Source organism: Aeromicrobium sp. (genome assembly GCF_023146395.1).
GTDB lineage: Bacteria > Actinomycetota > Actinomycetes > Propionibacteriales > Nocardioidaceae > Aeromicrobium.
Genome location: NZ_JAGLCD010000012.1, coordinates 140,689 through 154,782 on the forward strand (window position 1 = coordinate 140,689; position 14,094 = coordinate 154,782).

15 protein-coding genes and 1 riboswitch are annotated in these 14,094 nt (G+C 71.4%); of the genes, 12 read left to right on the forward strand and 3 right to left on the reverse strand.

From position 1 onward, the window contains the following. The gene (locus tag KAG51_RS10530; protein WP_290583398.1) at positions 1–699 is read right to left on the reverse strand and encodes a uracil-DNA glycosylase; all 699 of its coding nucleotides are present in this window, start codon (positions 697–699) and stop codon (positions 1–3) included. Between the two features lie 22 nt (positions 700–721). Here KAG51_RS10530 and KAG51_RS10535 point away from each other — a divergent pair, with 22 nt between their 5' ends. Next, on the forward strand, positions 722–1,939 hold the full coding sequence (locus KAG51_RS10535; protein ID WP_290583400.1) for an MFS transporter: 1,218 nt from the start codon (positions 722–724) through the stop codon (positions 1,937–1,939). A 141-nt stretch (positions 1,940–2,080) separates the two neighbouring features. Here KAG51_RS10535 and KAG51_RS10540 read toward each other — a convergent pair whose 3' ends face one another. After that, positions 2,081–2,665 carry a GNAT family protein gene (locus KAG51_RS10540; RefSeq protein ID WP_290583401.1) on the reverse strand — a complete coding sequence of 195 codons (585 nt, stop codon included), beginning with the start codon at positions 2,663–2,665 and terminating at the stop codon, positions 2,081–2,083. Further along, positions 2,665–4,101, reverse strand: a complete 1,437-nt coding sequence (locus KAG51_RS10545) for a trehalose-6-phosphate synthase (RefSeq protein ID WP_290583403.1) — start codon at positions 4,099–4,101, stop codon at positions 2,665–2,667. Before KAG51_RS10545 ends, KAG51_RS10540 begins: the two co-directional genes overlap by 1 nt. Before the next feature lie 79 nt (positions 4,102–4,180). On the opposite strand from KAG51_RS10545, the gene KAG51_RS10550 reads away from it, so the two are divergent. The 11 genes from KAG51_RS10550 (at position 4,181) to KAG51_RS10600 (ending at position 14,084) form a co-directional block, all read left to right on the forward strand. After that, on the forward strand, positions 4,181–4,477 hold the full coding sequence (locus KAG51_RS10550; protein ID WP_290583405.1) for a DUF3263 domain-containing protein: 297 nt from the start codon (positions 4,181–4,183) through the stop codon (positions 4,475–4,477). Positions 4,478–4,481: 4 nt separating this feature from the next. Beyond that, entirely contained in the window at positions 4,482–5,036 is a 555-nt protein-coding gene (locus KAG51_RS10555) for a LytR C-terminal domain-containing protein (protein WP_290583407.1), read from the forward strand. Beyond that, complete coding sequence (otsB, locus tag KAG51_RS10560; protein ID WP_290583409.1) at positions 5,033–5,842, forward strand: trehalose-phosphatase; 810 nt, start codon at positions 5,033–5,035, stop codon at positions 5,840–5,842. Before KAG51_RS10555 ends, otsB begins: the two co-directional genes overlap by 4 nt. Positions 5,843–5,951: 109 nt before the next feature. Next, positions 5,952–6,059, forward strand: a riboswitch (SAM riboswitch). A 10-nt stretch (positions 6,060–6,069) separates the two neighbouring features. Further along, entirely contained in the window at positions 6,070–7,353 is a 1,284-nt protein-coding gene (gene thrC, locus KAG51_RS10565; protein WP_290583411.1) for a threonine synthase, read from the forward strand. 28 nt (positions 7,354–7,381) lie between these two features. Continuing rightward, positions 7,382–7,663 carry a ubiquitin-like small modifier protein 1 gene (locus tag KAG51_RS10570; RefSeq protein WP_290583413.1) on the forward strand — a complete coding sequence of 94 codons (282 nt, stop codon included), beginning with the start codon at positions 7,382–7,384 and terminating at the stop codon, positions 7,661–7,663. Positions 7,664–7,854: 191 nt separating this feature from the next. Next, positions 7,855–9,666 (forward strand): hypothetical protein, encoded by a 1,812-nt coding sequence (locus tag KAG51_RS10575; RefSeq protein WP_290583415.1) that lies wholly within the window; start codon positions 7,855–7,857, stop codon positions 9,664–9,666. Then, positions 9,663–9,890: a hypothetical protein gene (locus KAG51_RS10580; protein WP_290583417.1), complete on the forward strand. Its 228-nt coding sequence runs from the start codon at positions 9,663–9,665 to the stop codon at positions 9,888–9,890. Before KAG51_RS10575 ends, KAG51_RS10580 begins: the two co-directional genes overlap by 4 nt. Next, complete coding sequence (locus KAG51_RS10585; RefSeq protein ID WP_290583419.1) at positions 9,887–10,306, forward strand: hypothetical protein; 420 nt, start codon at positions 9,887–9,889, stop codon at positions 10,304–10,306. The genes KAG51_RS10580 and KAG51_RS10585 overlap by 4 nt, the downstream gene beginning before the upstream one ends. Positions 10,307–10,308: 2 nt before the next feature. Continuing rightward, positions 10,309–11,574, forward strand: coding sequence for a hypothetical protein (locus tag KAG51_RS10590; RefSeq protein ID WP_290583421.1), 1,266 nt, complete (start codon positions 10,309–10,311; stop codon positions 11,572–11,574). A 224-nt stretch (positions 11,575–11,798) separates the two neighbouring features. Then, entirely contained in the window at positions 11,799–13,430 is a 1,632-nt protein-coding gene (gene groL, locus KAG51_RS10595; RefSeq protein WP_290583423.1) for a chaperonin GroEL, read from the forward strand. Positions 13,431–13,712: 282 nt separating this feature from the next. Further along, positions 13,713–14,084 (forward strand): MmcQ/YjbR family DNA-binding protein, encoded by a 372-nt coding sequence (locus tag KAG51_RS10600; RefSeq protein WP_290583425.1) that lies wholly within the window; start codon positions 13,713–13,715, stop codon positions 14,082–14,084. The last annotated feature ends 10 nt before the right edge of the window (positions 14,085–14,094 follow it).

A 14,094-nucleotide genomic window follows, 5' to 3' on the forward strand; every position in this document is an offset into this window, starting at 1 on the left:
CTAGTTGGCAGGCGGCGAGGTCCCTCGGTCGAGGCGCCAGTCGATCGGGCTGGCGCCCTGGGCCTCCAGGAGCTCATTGGCGCGGCTGAACGGTCGCGAGCCGAAGAATCCGCGTGACGCCGATAGCGGACTGGGGTGAGAGGAGGTGATCTGGGGGACCTCGCCCAGCATCGGGGCGAGACTCTGCGCGTCGCGGCCCCACAGGATCGCCACGAGCGGCCCGCCCCGGGCGACGAGGGCGCGGATGGCCTGCTCGGTGACGCGCTCCCAACCCTTGCCCCGGTGGCTGCCCGGATTGCCGGGCCGCACCGTGAGCACCCGGTTCAGGAGCAGGACGCCCTGTTCGGCCCACGCGGTGAGGTCGCCGTGGGCGGCGGGCGGCACGCCGAGGTCGCTCTGCAGCTCGGTGTAGATGTTCTGCAGGCTCCGGGGGAGGGGGCGCACGTCGGGGGCCACCGCGAAGCTCAGCCCGATCGGGTGGCCTGGGGTGGGGTACGGGTCCTGGCCCGTGACGAGGACACGCACGTCGGCGAGCGGTCGGGTGAACGCGCGCAGCACGTGCTCGCCGTCCGGCAGGTAGCGCCGCCCCTTGGCGATCTCCTGGCGGAGGTACTCGCCCATCGCCGCGACGTCGTCGACGACGGGGGCGAGCGCCTCGGCCCAGTCGGGCGCGATGATGTCGGCGAGCGGGCGGGGCACGTCGGCAGCGTAGCCTCGGTCCGTGAGTGCGCTGCAGTCCTACCGCCTGCTGGTCCGGACCGTGGGACCGGTGTACGTCGCGATCGCCTTCCTCGGACGCGTCCCGCTCGCGATGAGCCAGATGGGCACGTTGCTGCTGGTGAGCGACACGACCGGGAGCTACGCCGTCGCGGGCGGCGCCGCGGGTGCGCTCGCGGTGGCGAACGCCGTAGGGGCGCCGGTGTTCGGCTCGTTGGCCGACCGCACGGGCCAGCGGCCCGTCGTGCTGGGGCAGTCGCTCGTCGGGGGTGCCGGGCTCGTGCTGCTGGTGCTCGTGGCGGTCAGCGACGCCCCGTCGCCGCTGGTGATCGCGACCTCGGCGCTCGCGGGTCTCGCGATCCCGCAGATCGGTCCGCTGGCCCGGGTGCGCTGGGGGCCGGTCCTCGTGGGCACGCGCGACCGGCGCAGGCTCCTCGACGCCGCGTTCTCGTACGAGGGTGCCGCGGACGAGCTCTCCTTCGTGCTGGGACCGGCCACGGTCGGGCTGCTCGCGGTGCTCGTCGATCCGTCCGAGGCGCTCCTGCTGGCGGCGGTCGTGCTGGCGCTGTTCGGCTCGGCGTTCGCGCTCCACCCGACCGCGGCGCTGACCCGGCCCGACCCGAGCGCCGTGGCCTCCACGGGCCGACTCCTCACGGGTCTGCTGCTGATTCTGGCGGCCGCTCAGCTCCTGATCGGGATGCTGTTCGGCGCCACCCAGACCGGGTCGACCGTGCTCGCGACGGCCGAGGGGCAACCGGGCCTGGCCGGCGTCATCCACGCGACGCTCGGGATCGGCAGCGCGATCGCGGGCCTCGCGGTCGCGGCCCTTCCAGAGCAGATCGGCTACCCGCAGCGGCTCGTGGCGGCGGCGACCGGCCTCGTGGTGCTCTCGGCGCCCCTGCTGCTCGTCGAGACCGTGGGCCAGCTCGTGGCGGTCATCGCCCTGCTCGGGTTCGCGGTGGCGCCGTTCATGATCAGCACCTTCGCGACGGCCGGCCAGATCGTGGCCCCGGACCGGGTGGGCACCGCGATGACACTTCTCGCCGGGGCGACTGGCGTGGGCTACGCCCTCGGCTCGTCGCTCGCGGGCCGTCTGGCCGACGGCGTGCCCGGCATCGCCCCGGACGGAGGTCACACCCCGGCGTTCGCCGTGACCTTCACCGCGACCGTGCTGGCCCTCGCGGTCTCCCTGATCCTCCTCGCCCGCACCCGCCGCACCTGAATTACCGCTGCCGAGAGAGTTTGTTGGTGGTCAGGAGAGACTTTGTTGGCCCGAGCCCCAACACACTCGCTCCTCGGCACCAACAAAGTCTCTCGTCGGCACCAACAAAGTCTCTCGCGAGCGGCACGGGAGGGGTGGGGGTCAGCGGCGCAGGAGGCGCTCTCGGGCTGACGGCCACTCGGAGTCGAGCATCGAGTAGAGGACGGTGTCGCGCCAGGAGCCGTCGGGGCGGCGCTTGTGCTTGCGGAGCAGGCCCTCGCGGGTGGCGCCGAGCCGGGCGATCGCGGCCTGGGAGCGCTCGTTGTTGACGTCGGTGTGCCACACGACCCGCACGCAGCCCAGGTCGTCGAAGGCCCGCCCCAGCAGGAGCAGCTTGGCCTCGGTGTTGAGGCCGGTGCGCCAGAAGCGGCTGCCGAGCCAGGTCCAGCCGATCGCGACGGTGCGCTGCGCGGGGTCGATGTCGTAGTAGGTCGTGAAGCCGGTGATCTCGCCCGTGGCGGTCGCGGTCTGGGTCCAGGCGAGCTGGGCGGGATCGCGGGAGAGCATCTCGGCGACCAGGGCGCGCATCTGACCGATGTCGCCCGGTCGGCGCACCGGCAGCCAGCGGAAGACCTCGTCGTCGTCGGCCGCCGCCAGGAGGCCGCCGGCGTGCTCGGGCTGCAGCGGCACCAGCGTGACCTGCTCACCGGCGAGGACGGGCCGATCGCGCCAGGGGGCGTCGGACATCAGACCGGTCGCGTGCGCTTGGTGTGGGTCTCGGGCGCCAGGTCGACGAGGAAGTCGTTGGCCCACTGGTCGATGTCGTTCTCCATGACCTGCTTGCGCAGCGCTTTCATGCGGCGCCCCTGCTCCTTCGGACCGGCCTTGATCGCCTCGAGCATCGCGGCCTTCATGCCGTTGATGTCGTACGGGTTGACCAGGTACGCCTGCTTGAGCTCGCCCGAGGCACCCGCGAACTCGCTCAGCACGAGCGAGCCGCGCTCGTCGTAGCGGCAGGCGATGTACTCCTTGGCGACCAGGTTCATGCCGTCGCGCAGGGGCGTGACGACCATGACGTCGGCGGCGCGGTACAGCGCCGCCATCTCCTCGCGGGGGTAGGACGCGTGGAGGTAGGTGATGGCCTGGCGTCCGATGCGCCCGACGTCGCCGTTGATGCGGCCCACGAGTCGCTCGACGTCGTCGCGCAGGAGCCGGTACTGGTCGACGCGCTCGCGCGACGGCGTGGCCACCTGCACGAAGACCGCGTCGTCAGGGTGCACCGACCCGGCCGTGATGAGCTCACCGAACGCGCGGATGCGCTGGCGCAGGCCCTTGGTGTAGTCGAGCCGGTCGATGCCCAGCACGATCGTGGCGGGGTTGCCGAGGCTCTCGCGGATCTCGGCCGCACGGGCCACGACGGCCGGGTCGCGGGCGAGCTCCTCGAAGCCCTTCGCGTCGATCGAGATGGGGTAGGCCTTGGCCCGGACCACACGGCCGTCGGGCAGGTAGACGGAGTCGCGGTGGGTCTTGTGTCCCACGCGCTGGCGGACGAGGCGGATGAAGTTGCCCGACGCGCCGTTGAGCTGGAAGCCCACGAGGTCGGCCCCGAGCAGGCCCTCGAGGATCTCGCGCCGCCACGGCAGCTGCTGGAACAGCTCGGTGGGCGGGAAGGGGATGTGCAGGAAGAAGCCGATCTTGACGTCGGGTCGCAGCTCGCGCAGCATCGCCGGCACGAGCTGGAGCTGATAGTCCTGCACCCACACGATCGCGCCCTCGGCGGCGACCTTGGCGGCTCGCTCGGCGAAGCGGCGGTTGACCGTGACGTAGGCGTCCCACCACTCGCGGTGGAACGCCGGCGGGGCGATGACGTCGTGGTACAGCGGCCACAGGGTGCCGTTGGAGAAGCCCTCGTAGTACTCGACGACCTCCGACTCCGACAGGTGCACCGGCACGAGCTTGAGGCCCTGGTGCGTGAACGGGCGGAGCTTTTCGTCCGGGGCGCCGTGCCAGCCGATCCAGGCGCCACCCTTGCGCCGCATGACGGGCTCGAGCGCGGTGACGAGGCCGCCAGGCGAGGTGCGCCACGTCGTGGTGCCGTCCGGGGCCTTGACGCGGTCGACCGGCAGACGGTTGGCGATCACGACGAACTCCGCGGTGCCGAAGGTCCTGCTGCCGGAGGCCATGCAGCCACCCTAGCGAGACCTCGGGCGAGACGCGCTCGGAACGAATGACACGCGTGTGATTCGCCGCTACGATGGCGGCATGAGCGCTGCGCCCCGATCCCAGGAGAGCCACGGCACGCCCGCCGGGTCCCTCGATGATCGCGAACGCGAGATCCTCGATCTCGAGCGCACCTGGTGGAAGTACGCCGGTGCCAAGGAGCAGGCCATCCGCGAGAAGTTCGACATGTCGGCCACGCGGTACTACCAGGTCCTGAACGCCCTCCTCGACCGTGAGGACGCCCTGGCGTTCGACCCGCTGCTGGTCAAGCGGCTGCGCCGGCTGCGGGCCGACCGGGCGCGGTCGCGCACGGCGCGGCGGCTCGGCATCGACGTCTGAGGTCATGGACCACCGTCGCACGGTCGGCCGTCGGGCGTTCGTCCCACCGGTCTGGCTGATCGTCGTGGCCCTCATCGCGATCGTGGTCGGCGCCGCGGGTCTCGGCTGGCTGGCCTGGGACGCCACACAAGGGTCGGACCCGGAGTCGGTCGCCTCGGCGAGCGAGTCGGCCTCCGCCACGCCGACCCCCGCCGCCACGAGCTCCGAACCCACCACCGCGGCACCCACCACGGTGGCCCCGCCGCCCTCCGCCGAGCCCGAGCCCGAGCCGGTGGCCGACCGGTCGCCCGGTGTCTCGATCCTGAACGGCTCGGGCGTCAACGGCCTGGCGGGCGATGCGGCCGATCTGCTCGGCGACCTCGGCTGGGACGACCTGCGCACGGGCGACACCCGCGGCACGTATCCGGAGAACACCGTCTACTACCCGCCGCAGCTCGAGGCGCAGGCGCAGACGCTCGCGCAGGACCTCGGGATCACGCGCATTCGACCGAGCGTCGACGGCATGCGGGACGACCGGCTGACGGCCGTGCTGATCAGTCGTCCATCATCGTTGTCGTGACCACTGCCGACGACCTGCTCCAGATCGTCGCGGACGACCCCGCCGGAGTCCTGCTCGCCCTGGACTTCGACGGCACGCTCGCGCCGATCGTCGACGACCCCGCCGCGGCTGCCGTGCACCCGCGCTCGATCGCCGCGCTCGACCGGCTCGGACCCCGCCTGGGGGGCCTGGCGATCATCACGGGTCGCCCCGTGGCCCAGGTGCGGGAGCTGGGCCACTTCGACACGCGCCCGGGCCTGAAGTCGCTCGAGGTGCGCGGTCAGTACGGCGCGGAGCGGTGGACGCCGGAGACCGGGGTCGTCGAGGGAGCCGACCGCCACGAGGTCGTCGACCGGCTCGTCGCCGACCTGCCGGGCCTGCTCGACGCGTGGGGCGCGCCGGGAGCGCTGGTGGAGGACAAGGGTCTCGCGGTCGCGGTGCACACCCGCGGCCTGGCCCCGTCGGCGGCCGAGGCCGTCGTCGGGCCGCTGCGCGACCTGGCGACCTCGCTCGACCTGACCTTCGAGCCGGGCCGTCAGGTGTTCGAGCTCCGCGCCGCCTCCATCACCAAGGGCGAGGCGCTGCGTGACGTCGTCGGCGGGCTCGCGGTGCACACCGTCGTGTTCGCCGGTGACGACCTCGGAGACCTGCCGGCGTTCGACGCTCTCGACGAGCTGGCCAGCCGGGGCGTCGCGACGGTCAAGGTGTGCTCGGCCTCCAGCGAGCAGGACGCCCTGGTGGCGCGCTCTGACCTGGTCCTCGACGGACCCGAGGGCATCGCCGACTGGCTCGTCGCGCTCGCCGACCTCGTCGACCCTCCGGCCTGAGGTTCGCCGCTCCGCCGGCGAAACAGGGCAGGGCAGATGGTGACGCCGTCAGGACGTCCACCATCCGGACCGATTGGACACATCGCGAGACGCGTTCGTAGGCTTGTCCCACTCATCATGAGGGGTGGAGGGACACGGCCCGCCGAAGCCCCAGCAACCAGTCGGATCTCGACCAGGTGCTCCGTCCGGCCCGGCTCGCATCCGGGGAAGATGAACGAGGAGGCTCCATGAGCATCATTGCCCCCACTCCGCCCGCCACCGACAGCGCGCCCCGCCTGCGCGAAGGTGCCTTCGGTCCCGCCGTAGGGCTGGTCTGTCGCGAGTGCGGCGCGACCCGTGAGCTCGGCCCGCACTACGTGTGCCACGAATGCTTCGGTCCGCTCGAGATCGCCTACCAGTTCGGCGACGTGACCCGGGAGCAGATCGAGGCCGGTCCGGCCAACATCTGGCGCTACAAGGCGCTCCTGCCGGTGCCCGACGACATCGAGTCCAGCCCCAACCTCGAGCCGGGCTTCACGCGGCTGCTCGAGGCTCGCAACCTGGCCGCGGAGCTCGGCATCGCCAAGCTCTGGGTCAAGGACGACAGCACCAACCCCACGAACTCCTTCAAGGACCGCGTCGTCGCGTGCGCGCTGAGCGCCGCCCGTGAGCTCGGCAGCAAGGTCTTCGCCTGCCCGTCCACGGGCAACCTGGCCAATGCGGTCGCCGCGGCCGGGGCGCGAGCCGGCATCCGCACCGTGGTCTTCATCCCCAGCAACCTCGAGACCCCGAAGCAGGTCAACTCCGCGGTCTTCACCGACAACCTGGTCGCGGTCGACGGCACCTACGACGACGTCAACAAGCTCGCGAGCGAGATCGCGGGCGAGGAGGACGGGTGGGCCTTCGTCAACGTCAACGTCCGCCCGTTCTACGCCGAGGGCTCCAAGACCCTCGGCTACGAGATCGCCGAGCAGCTCGGGTGGCGGCTGCCCGACCAGATCGTGATCCCGGTCGCGTCCGGTTCGCAGCTCACCAAGGTGCACAAGGCGTTCCAGGAGCTCATCAAGCTCGGCCTGGTCGAGGACAAGCCCTACAAGGTCTTCGGCGCCCAGGCGGCGGGCTGCAACCCGGTCGCGACGGCGTTCGCCGAGGGGCACGACGCGATCCGTCCGGTCAAGCCCGACACGATCGCCAAGTCGCTCGCGATCGGCAACCCGGCCGACGGCATCTACGTCCTCGACATCGCCCGGTCCACCGGCGGCGGCGTTGAGCAGGTCGACGACGACGCGATCCGGGACGCGATCGTGCTGCTCGCTCGCACGGAGGGCATCTTCACCGAGACCGCCGGCGGCACGACGCTCGCGGTGCTCAAGAAGCTCGTCGAGACCGGTCAGCTCGACCCCGAGCTCGAGACCGTCTTCATCAACACCGGTCATGGCCTCAAGACGCTCGACGCCGTGTCGGGCGCCGTGGGTCCGGCCGCCACGATCGCCCCGACCTACGACGCCTTCGTCGCCGCCCAGCTCGCCTGAGCGCCCCACCAGTTCCGAGGAGCATCCCGTGTCCGTTTCCGTCCGCATCCCCACGATCCTCCGCTCGTACACCGGGGACTCCTCTCAGGTCACGGCCGAGGGGGCGACCCTCGCCGAGGTGCTCGACTCGCTGGAGTCGAGCTACCCGGGCCTCAAGGCGCGCGTCGTCGACGAGGACGGCAAGCTGCGCCGCTTCGTCAACATCTACGTCGCGGAGGAGGACGTGCGCTTCGCGCAGGGCCTCGACACCACGACCCCCGACGGCACCCAGATCTCGATCATTCCCGCCGTGGCAGGCGGCTACCGCTGAGCCGTGCGCGACAGCGAGCGGTGCCTCTGCCTCCGTTCGAGACAGCGGAACGGTCGCCAGGTCACCGCTCGGGGTCCGCGTGACGCGCGACATCGTCACGATGACGGCTGTCGAGTCGTGTGACCGAGCCCGCGTGACGGGAGTGTGACGAAACAGTTGCCATGTCACATCCGAAACGCCATACTCCCGGTATGGTTCTCCAGGCACAGGACACCGCACCCGTCGGCGGCGCCGCGCTCGACCAGGTCTTCGGGCTCTCCGTCGCGGCGGGTGTCGTCTCGCTCGTGCTGCTGTGGATCGCGTGGGCGCATCGCACGCACCGCATCGAGTGGTTCCAGAAGCTCGGCGAGGAGCTCAATCGGCGTCTGGGCGAACCGGGCTGGTCGGCCATTGCGACGGCCTTCGTCGCGAGCTCGCTGATCGTGGCCCTGCTCGGGTTCCTCTGGGACGTGAGCCTGCACGCCGGACGCGGACGCGACGAGGGTCCGCTGGCCAACCCGGCGCACTACCTGATCCTCTACGGGCTCTTTGCGCTGTTCATCGCCGGCATGAGTGCCGTCGTGTGGCCGCGCGACGGGATCAAGCCCGGCATCGCGTCGGTCAAGATCACCCGTCAGTGGTACGCCCCGGTCGCCGGCATCTACATCGCGGCGTGCGGCCTCTACGCGTTGATCGGCTTCCCGCTTGACGACGTGTGGCACCGCCTCTTCGGTCAGGACGTCACCCTCTGGGGCCCCACCCACCTGATGCTGATCGGCGGCGCCGGCCTGTCGACCGCCGGCATCATCCTCCTGCGCCGCGAGGGCGAGTTCTCGGCCGAGCACCAGGACCGCGGTGGTCTGGCCCGGTTCCTCACCTACGGCGCGGCCTTCGGTGGTCTCCTGATCGGCCTGTCGGTCTTCCAGGCGGAGTTCGACTTCGGCATCGCCCAGTTCCGCATGGTCTTCGCCCCGATGATGATCGCGGCGGCCGCCGGTCTGACGCTCGTCGCGGCCCGGCTGTTCGTCGGCCCCGGCGCCGCCCTGTTCGCGGCGTCGTTCTTCCTCGGCATGCGCGGGCTCGTCTCCTTCATCGTGGGGCCGGTCTTCGGGCAGGCCGATCACGTCTTCCCGCTCTACCTCGGCAGCGCGCTGCTGGTCGAGCTGCTCGCCCTCACGGCACTGCGGCGCCACTACCTCGCCTTCGGTGCCGTCGCCGGTCTGCTGATCGGCACGGTCGGCACCGCGATCGAGAAGGTCTGGAACGACCAGGTCTTCCCGTTCGCCTGGACCCAGGACATGTGGCTCGAGGGCCTGGCGATGACCGTTCCCGTCGCGATCGGGTCGGGGCTGTGCGGCGCGCTGTTCGCGCTCGGGCTGCAGGGACGTCTCCCGTCACGCGCGGTGGGTCGCACGATCGTCACGGCCTCGGTCCTCGTGACGTCGGCGGCCGTCGCCAACGGCCTGTGGGCCACGGTTCCCGACGACGCCACGGCCACGTTCGAGACGACACGGATGTCGACGCCTGCGGGCGACGTCATGACGGTCACCGCCACGCTGTCGGACGGCCTGGTCGACGGCGACCCGACCTGGGTCCAGATCACGGCGTGGCAGGGCGGCGGCGAGGGCGTTGTCACCGACAACCTCGCGAAGGTCGGCGACAACACCTACGAGTCCACGATCCCGGTCCCGGTGGGCGGCACCTGGAAGACGCTGCTGCGCGTGCAGGACGGCCGCACCCTCACGGCGGCGCCGATCTACCTGGCGCCCGACGAGGCGATCGACGCCGAGGAGTTCAGCGCCACCGACGGCGAGCCGGTCCAGTTCGTGCCCGAGATCGAGATCCTGCAGCGCGAGCGCGACTTCAGTGCTCCCGCCTGGTTGTGGGGTGTCGCGAACCTCGTCGTGCTGGTCACGAGCCTCGCGGTGCTGATCGGCATCTGCGTCTCGGTCTCGCGCTTCTCGTCCCGGCTGCGCGAGCGGGCGGCGGCCGAGGCGGCGGCTCATGACACCGTCTCGGGATGACCGGATCGCTCGAGCTCGCCGCGGAGGTCGTGGACCGGGCTCACCACCCGCTGCTCCTGGCGATCCCGGCGTTCGTGCCGGCGATCGTCGTGGTCGGGGTCGTGGTCTACGTGGCACGCAAGGACCGCCTCGACGAACGTCGTGAGCAGGAGCTCCTCGAGCGCGGTCTCGACGAGATCCCGGACGACCTGAAGAACATCGACGACGAGCAGGGGGACCGATGAGGACGATCGCCGTTGCGGCCGTCACCACGCTGGTGCTGGTCCTGGGGGCCTGCGGCGACGGCGGGGACAGGGACGCCGGGGCCAGCGCCGATCCGGCCCCGAGTCCGAGCACCCCGGCGAGCGGCACCGCGGAACCGGCTGACGACACGGTCGTCGTGGAGGTGACGCTGGCCGATGACGGCCCCACGCCGCGTGGCGACCGCGTCGAGGTGGAGATCGGCCAGCCGGTGCGGCTCGTCGTGTCGAACCGGTCGAGCGAGGCCGACGAGGTGCACGTCCACTCCGACCCCGAGCACTCGCTCGACGTCCCCGCGGGGGCCTCGGGCGAGCTGGAGTTCACGGTCGACCGTCCCGGTCAGGTCGCCGTGGAGTCGCACCACGCCGACGCGGTCATCGTGCAGCTCGTCGTCTCGTGAGCGTGGCCGCCGTCGTCCTCCCGGCCCATGGCATCGGTGGGGCGACCGATCTGCCCATCCCGTTCACCGCGGCGGTCATCGGTGCGTCGTGGGCCCTGACGATCTCGTTCGCCGTCCTGGCCCTGGCGTGGAAGGAGCCGCGGCTCCAGGCCGGCGGCCCGGCGGCACAGCCACCGCCGCGACGCCCCTGGCTCGCCGTGCTCGGCCTGCTGCTCACCGTCTGGGTGCTGACCGCCCTGTTCGCCGGCCCGAGCGATGCCTCCAACGGTGGCCTGGGCGGCACGTACGTCTGGGTGTGGGTCGGGCTCGTGCCGCTGGCGCTGATGTTCGGCCACGTCTGGCGCGACCTGTCGCCCTGGCGCACGATCCAGGCCCTGGTGGGTCGTGCGCTCGGTCGACCGGAGGGCTTCGTGGCCTGGCCCGCCCGGCTCGGCTACTGGCCGGCGGCGCTCGGCCTGCTCGCCTTCGTGTGGCTCGAGCTGGCGTCCCCGGATCCCGGCAGCGTCGAGGCCGTGCGCTGGTGGGTGGGGGTCTACGGCGCCGCCATGATCGTCGGCGGGGTCGTCGTGGGGCCGACGTGGTTCGACCGCGCCGACCCGTTCGACGTCTACAGCGCCGTCGTCGCACGGCTCTCGCCGTTCGTGCTGGACGGGCGGTGGAAGCTCCACAACCCGATGCGGAGCCTGACGCAGGTGCCGGTGGCCCCGGGCCTGGTCGCGGTGCTCGGCGTGCTGCTGGGATCGACGGCCTTCGACTCGTTCTCGGCGTCCCCGCTCTGGCAGCGCCGCGACGTCGGCGACCTCGAGCAGACCGCCGTGCTCGTCGGCTTCTGCCTGGTCGCCGGCGGCCTGTTCGCCGCCGCGGCCGCGGCCACGGGCGGCGTGTCGACGGCCGAGCGCCGGGCCCTGCCGGGCCAGCTCGCCCACACCCTCGTGCCGATCGTCGTGGGCTACATCGTGGCGCACTACGCGACGTACCTGGTCGAGAAGGGGCAGGAGACCCTGATCCTCCTGCTCGATCCCTTCGGTCGAGGCTGGCAACCCTTCGGCGAGCTGAGCGCGTCGTACATCCTGTCGCGCGATCCCGAGCTCCTGGCCTCGCTCAAGGTCACGGCGGTCGTCGTGGGGCACATCCTCGCGGTGCTGGCCGCGCACGACCGCGCCCTCGTGGTGCTGCCGCGCAGCCACCGCCTGAGCGGTCAGCTCGCGATGCTGTTCGTCATGATCGCGTTCACCTTCACGGGCCTCTGGTTGCTCTTCAGCGTGTGAGGTGCGCGCCCGCCGGCCCGCCCTTGCCCCACCCCTTTGCACTCGCCCGGGGCGAGTGCTAACTTCGACATTGGCACTCGTATGCTGAGAGTGCCAGAACCCATCGGTCGGACCGGTGAGGTCGCCGCCGCAGGGGAGCAGGGTTCCCCGACCGCCGGAGACCGTCCGTCGCGGGCACCCCCGACCGATCCCCATCCACGCAACTGACGCGGAGAGACAGCACCATGGCCAAGTCCATTGCATTCAACGAGGAAGCCCGGCGCGGCCTCGAGCGCGGTATGAACCAGCTCGCCGACGCCGTCAAGGTCACGCTCGGCCCCAAGGGTCGCAACGTCGTCCTGGAGAAGAAGTGGGGCGCCCCCACGATCACGAACGACGGCGTCTCCATCGCCAAGGAGATCGAGCTCGAGGATCCCTACGAGAAGATCGGCGCCGAGCTCGTCAAGGAGGTCGCCAAGAAGACCGACGACGTCGCGGGTGACGGCACCACCACGGCCACCGTCCTGGCCCAGGCGCTCGTGCGCGAGGGTCTGCGCAACGTCGCCGCCGGCGCCAACCCGATGGGCCTGAAGAAGGGCATCGAGGCCGCCGTGGCCGCCGTCAGCGAGCAGCTGCTCGCGATGGCCGTCGACGTCGAGACCAAGGAGCAGATCGCCTCCACCGCGTCCATCTCGGCCGCCGACACCACGGTCGGCGACATCATCGCCGAGGCCATGGACAAGGTCGGCAAGGAGGGCGTCATCACGGTCGAGGAGTCGAACACGTTCGGCCTCGACCTGGAGCTCACCGAGGGCATGCGCTTCGACAAGGGTCACCTGTCGGGCTACTTCGTGACCGACCCCGAGCGCATGGAGACGGTCCTGGAGGACCCCTACATCCTCATCGTCAACAGCAAGATCAGCTCGATCAAGGACCTCGTGCCGGTCCTGGAGAAGGTCATGCAGTCGGGCAAGCCGCTCGTCATCATCGCCGAGGACGTCGAGGGCGAGGCCCTCGCGACGCTGATCGTCAACAAGATGCGCGGCACCTTCAAGTCGGTCGCCGTCAAGGCCCCCGGCTTCGGTGACCGCCGCAAGGCGATGCTGACCGACATCGCGATCCTCACCGGTGGCGAGGTCATCAGCGAGGAGGTCGGTCTCAAGCTCGAGAACGCCGACATCACGCTGCTCGGCACCGCGCGCAAGGTCGTCACCACGAAGGACGAGACGACGATCGTCGAGGGCGGCGGCGACGAGGCGCAGATCGCCGGCCGGGTCAGCCAGATCCGGGCCGAGATCGAGAACTCCGACTCCGACTACGACCGCGAGAAGCTCCAGGAGCGTCTCGCCAAGCTGGCCGGCGGCGTGGCCGTCATCAAGGTCGGCGCGGCCACGGAGGTCGAGCTCAAGGAGCGCAAGCACCGCATCGAGGACGCCGTGCGCAACGCCAAGGCGGCCGTCGAGGAGGGCATCGTCGCCGGTGGCGGCGTCGCGCTCGTCCAGGCCACCAAGGTCGCGTTCGAGAAGCTCGACCTCGAGGGTGACGAGGCCACGGGCGCGAACATCGTCCGCAAGGCGTCGTCGGCCCCGCTCAAGCAGATCGCGGTCAACGCCGGTCTCGAGGGCGGCGTCGTCGCGGAGAAGGTCGCCAACCTGGAGCCGGGCCACGGCCTGAACGCTGCCACGGGCGAGTACGTCGACCTGCTGGCCGCGGGCATCATCGACCCGGCCAAGGTCACGCGCTCGGCGCTGCAGAACGCGGCGTCCATCGCGGCGCTGTTCCTCACGACCGAGGCCGTCGTCGCCGACAAGCCGGAGCCGGTCCCCGCCGGTGGCGGCGCGCCCGACATGGGCGACATGGGCGGCATGGGCTTCTGAGCCCCAGCCACCGACGCTGAACGCAGGGCCCCGGACCGACAGGTCCGGGGCCCTGCGTCGCTCCCGCTGGCAGCGAGCGGTCATCGAGCGGTGACCTACTCGTCCATCGATCGTGCTGATCGACGAGTAGGTCACCTCCCGCCCCGCGATGGACGAGCAGGTCACCTCCCGACCGGGTCGTCCGGGCTGCGTGTCCTCGACCCCGCGCTGAGACGTGGCGGCCGCGAGGACACGGTGGCTCCCGCTTTCGCGCTGTCGGTGGTCGCTGGCAGGGTGGGAGCCGTGGCGAGGTCCGAGGTCCCTGACGAGTGGGTCGAGCGCATCGACGCGATCTGCGCGGCCTTCCCCGAGTGCGTGGCCGAGGCGGCCTGGGCCGGCACGCGGTGGCGCGTGCGGGGCGCCACGGTGGCCCACGTGTTCGGCGGCGAGGACCAGCTGCTGCGCGTCACGTTCCGGGCCGATCCCGATGAGGTCGCGGCCTTCGTGCACCTGGGCGGCCCTCGGTTCCGGGTGGGTGGCTGGGGTTCCGACGCGGTCGGTCTCATCCTTGACGAGGGCACCGACCTGGCCGAGCTCGCCGAGCTGCTGACCGACTCCTACTGCCGCCAGGCGCCCGCCGCGCTCGCGGCGCTGGTGGACCGGCCGGGGGAGTAGCGTCGCGGTC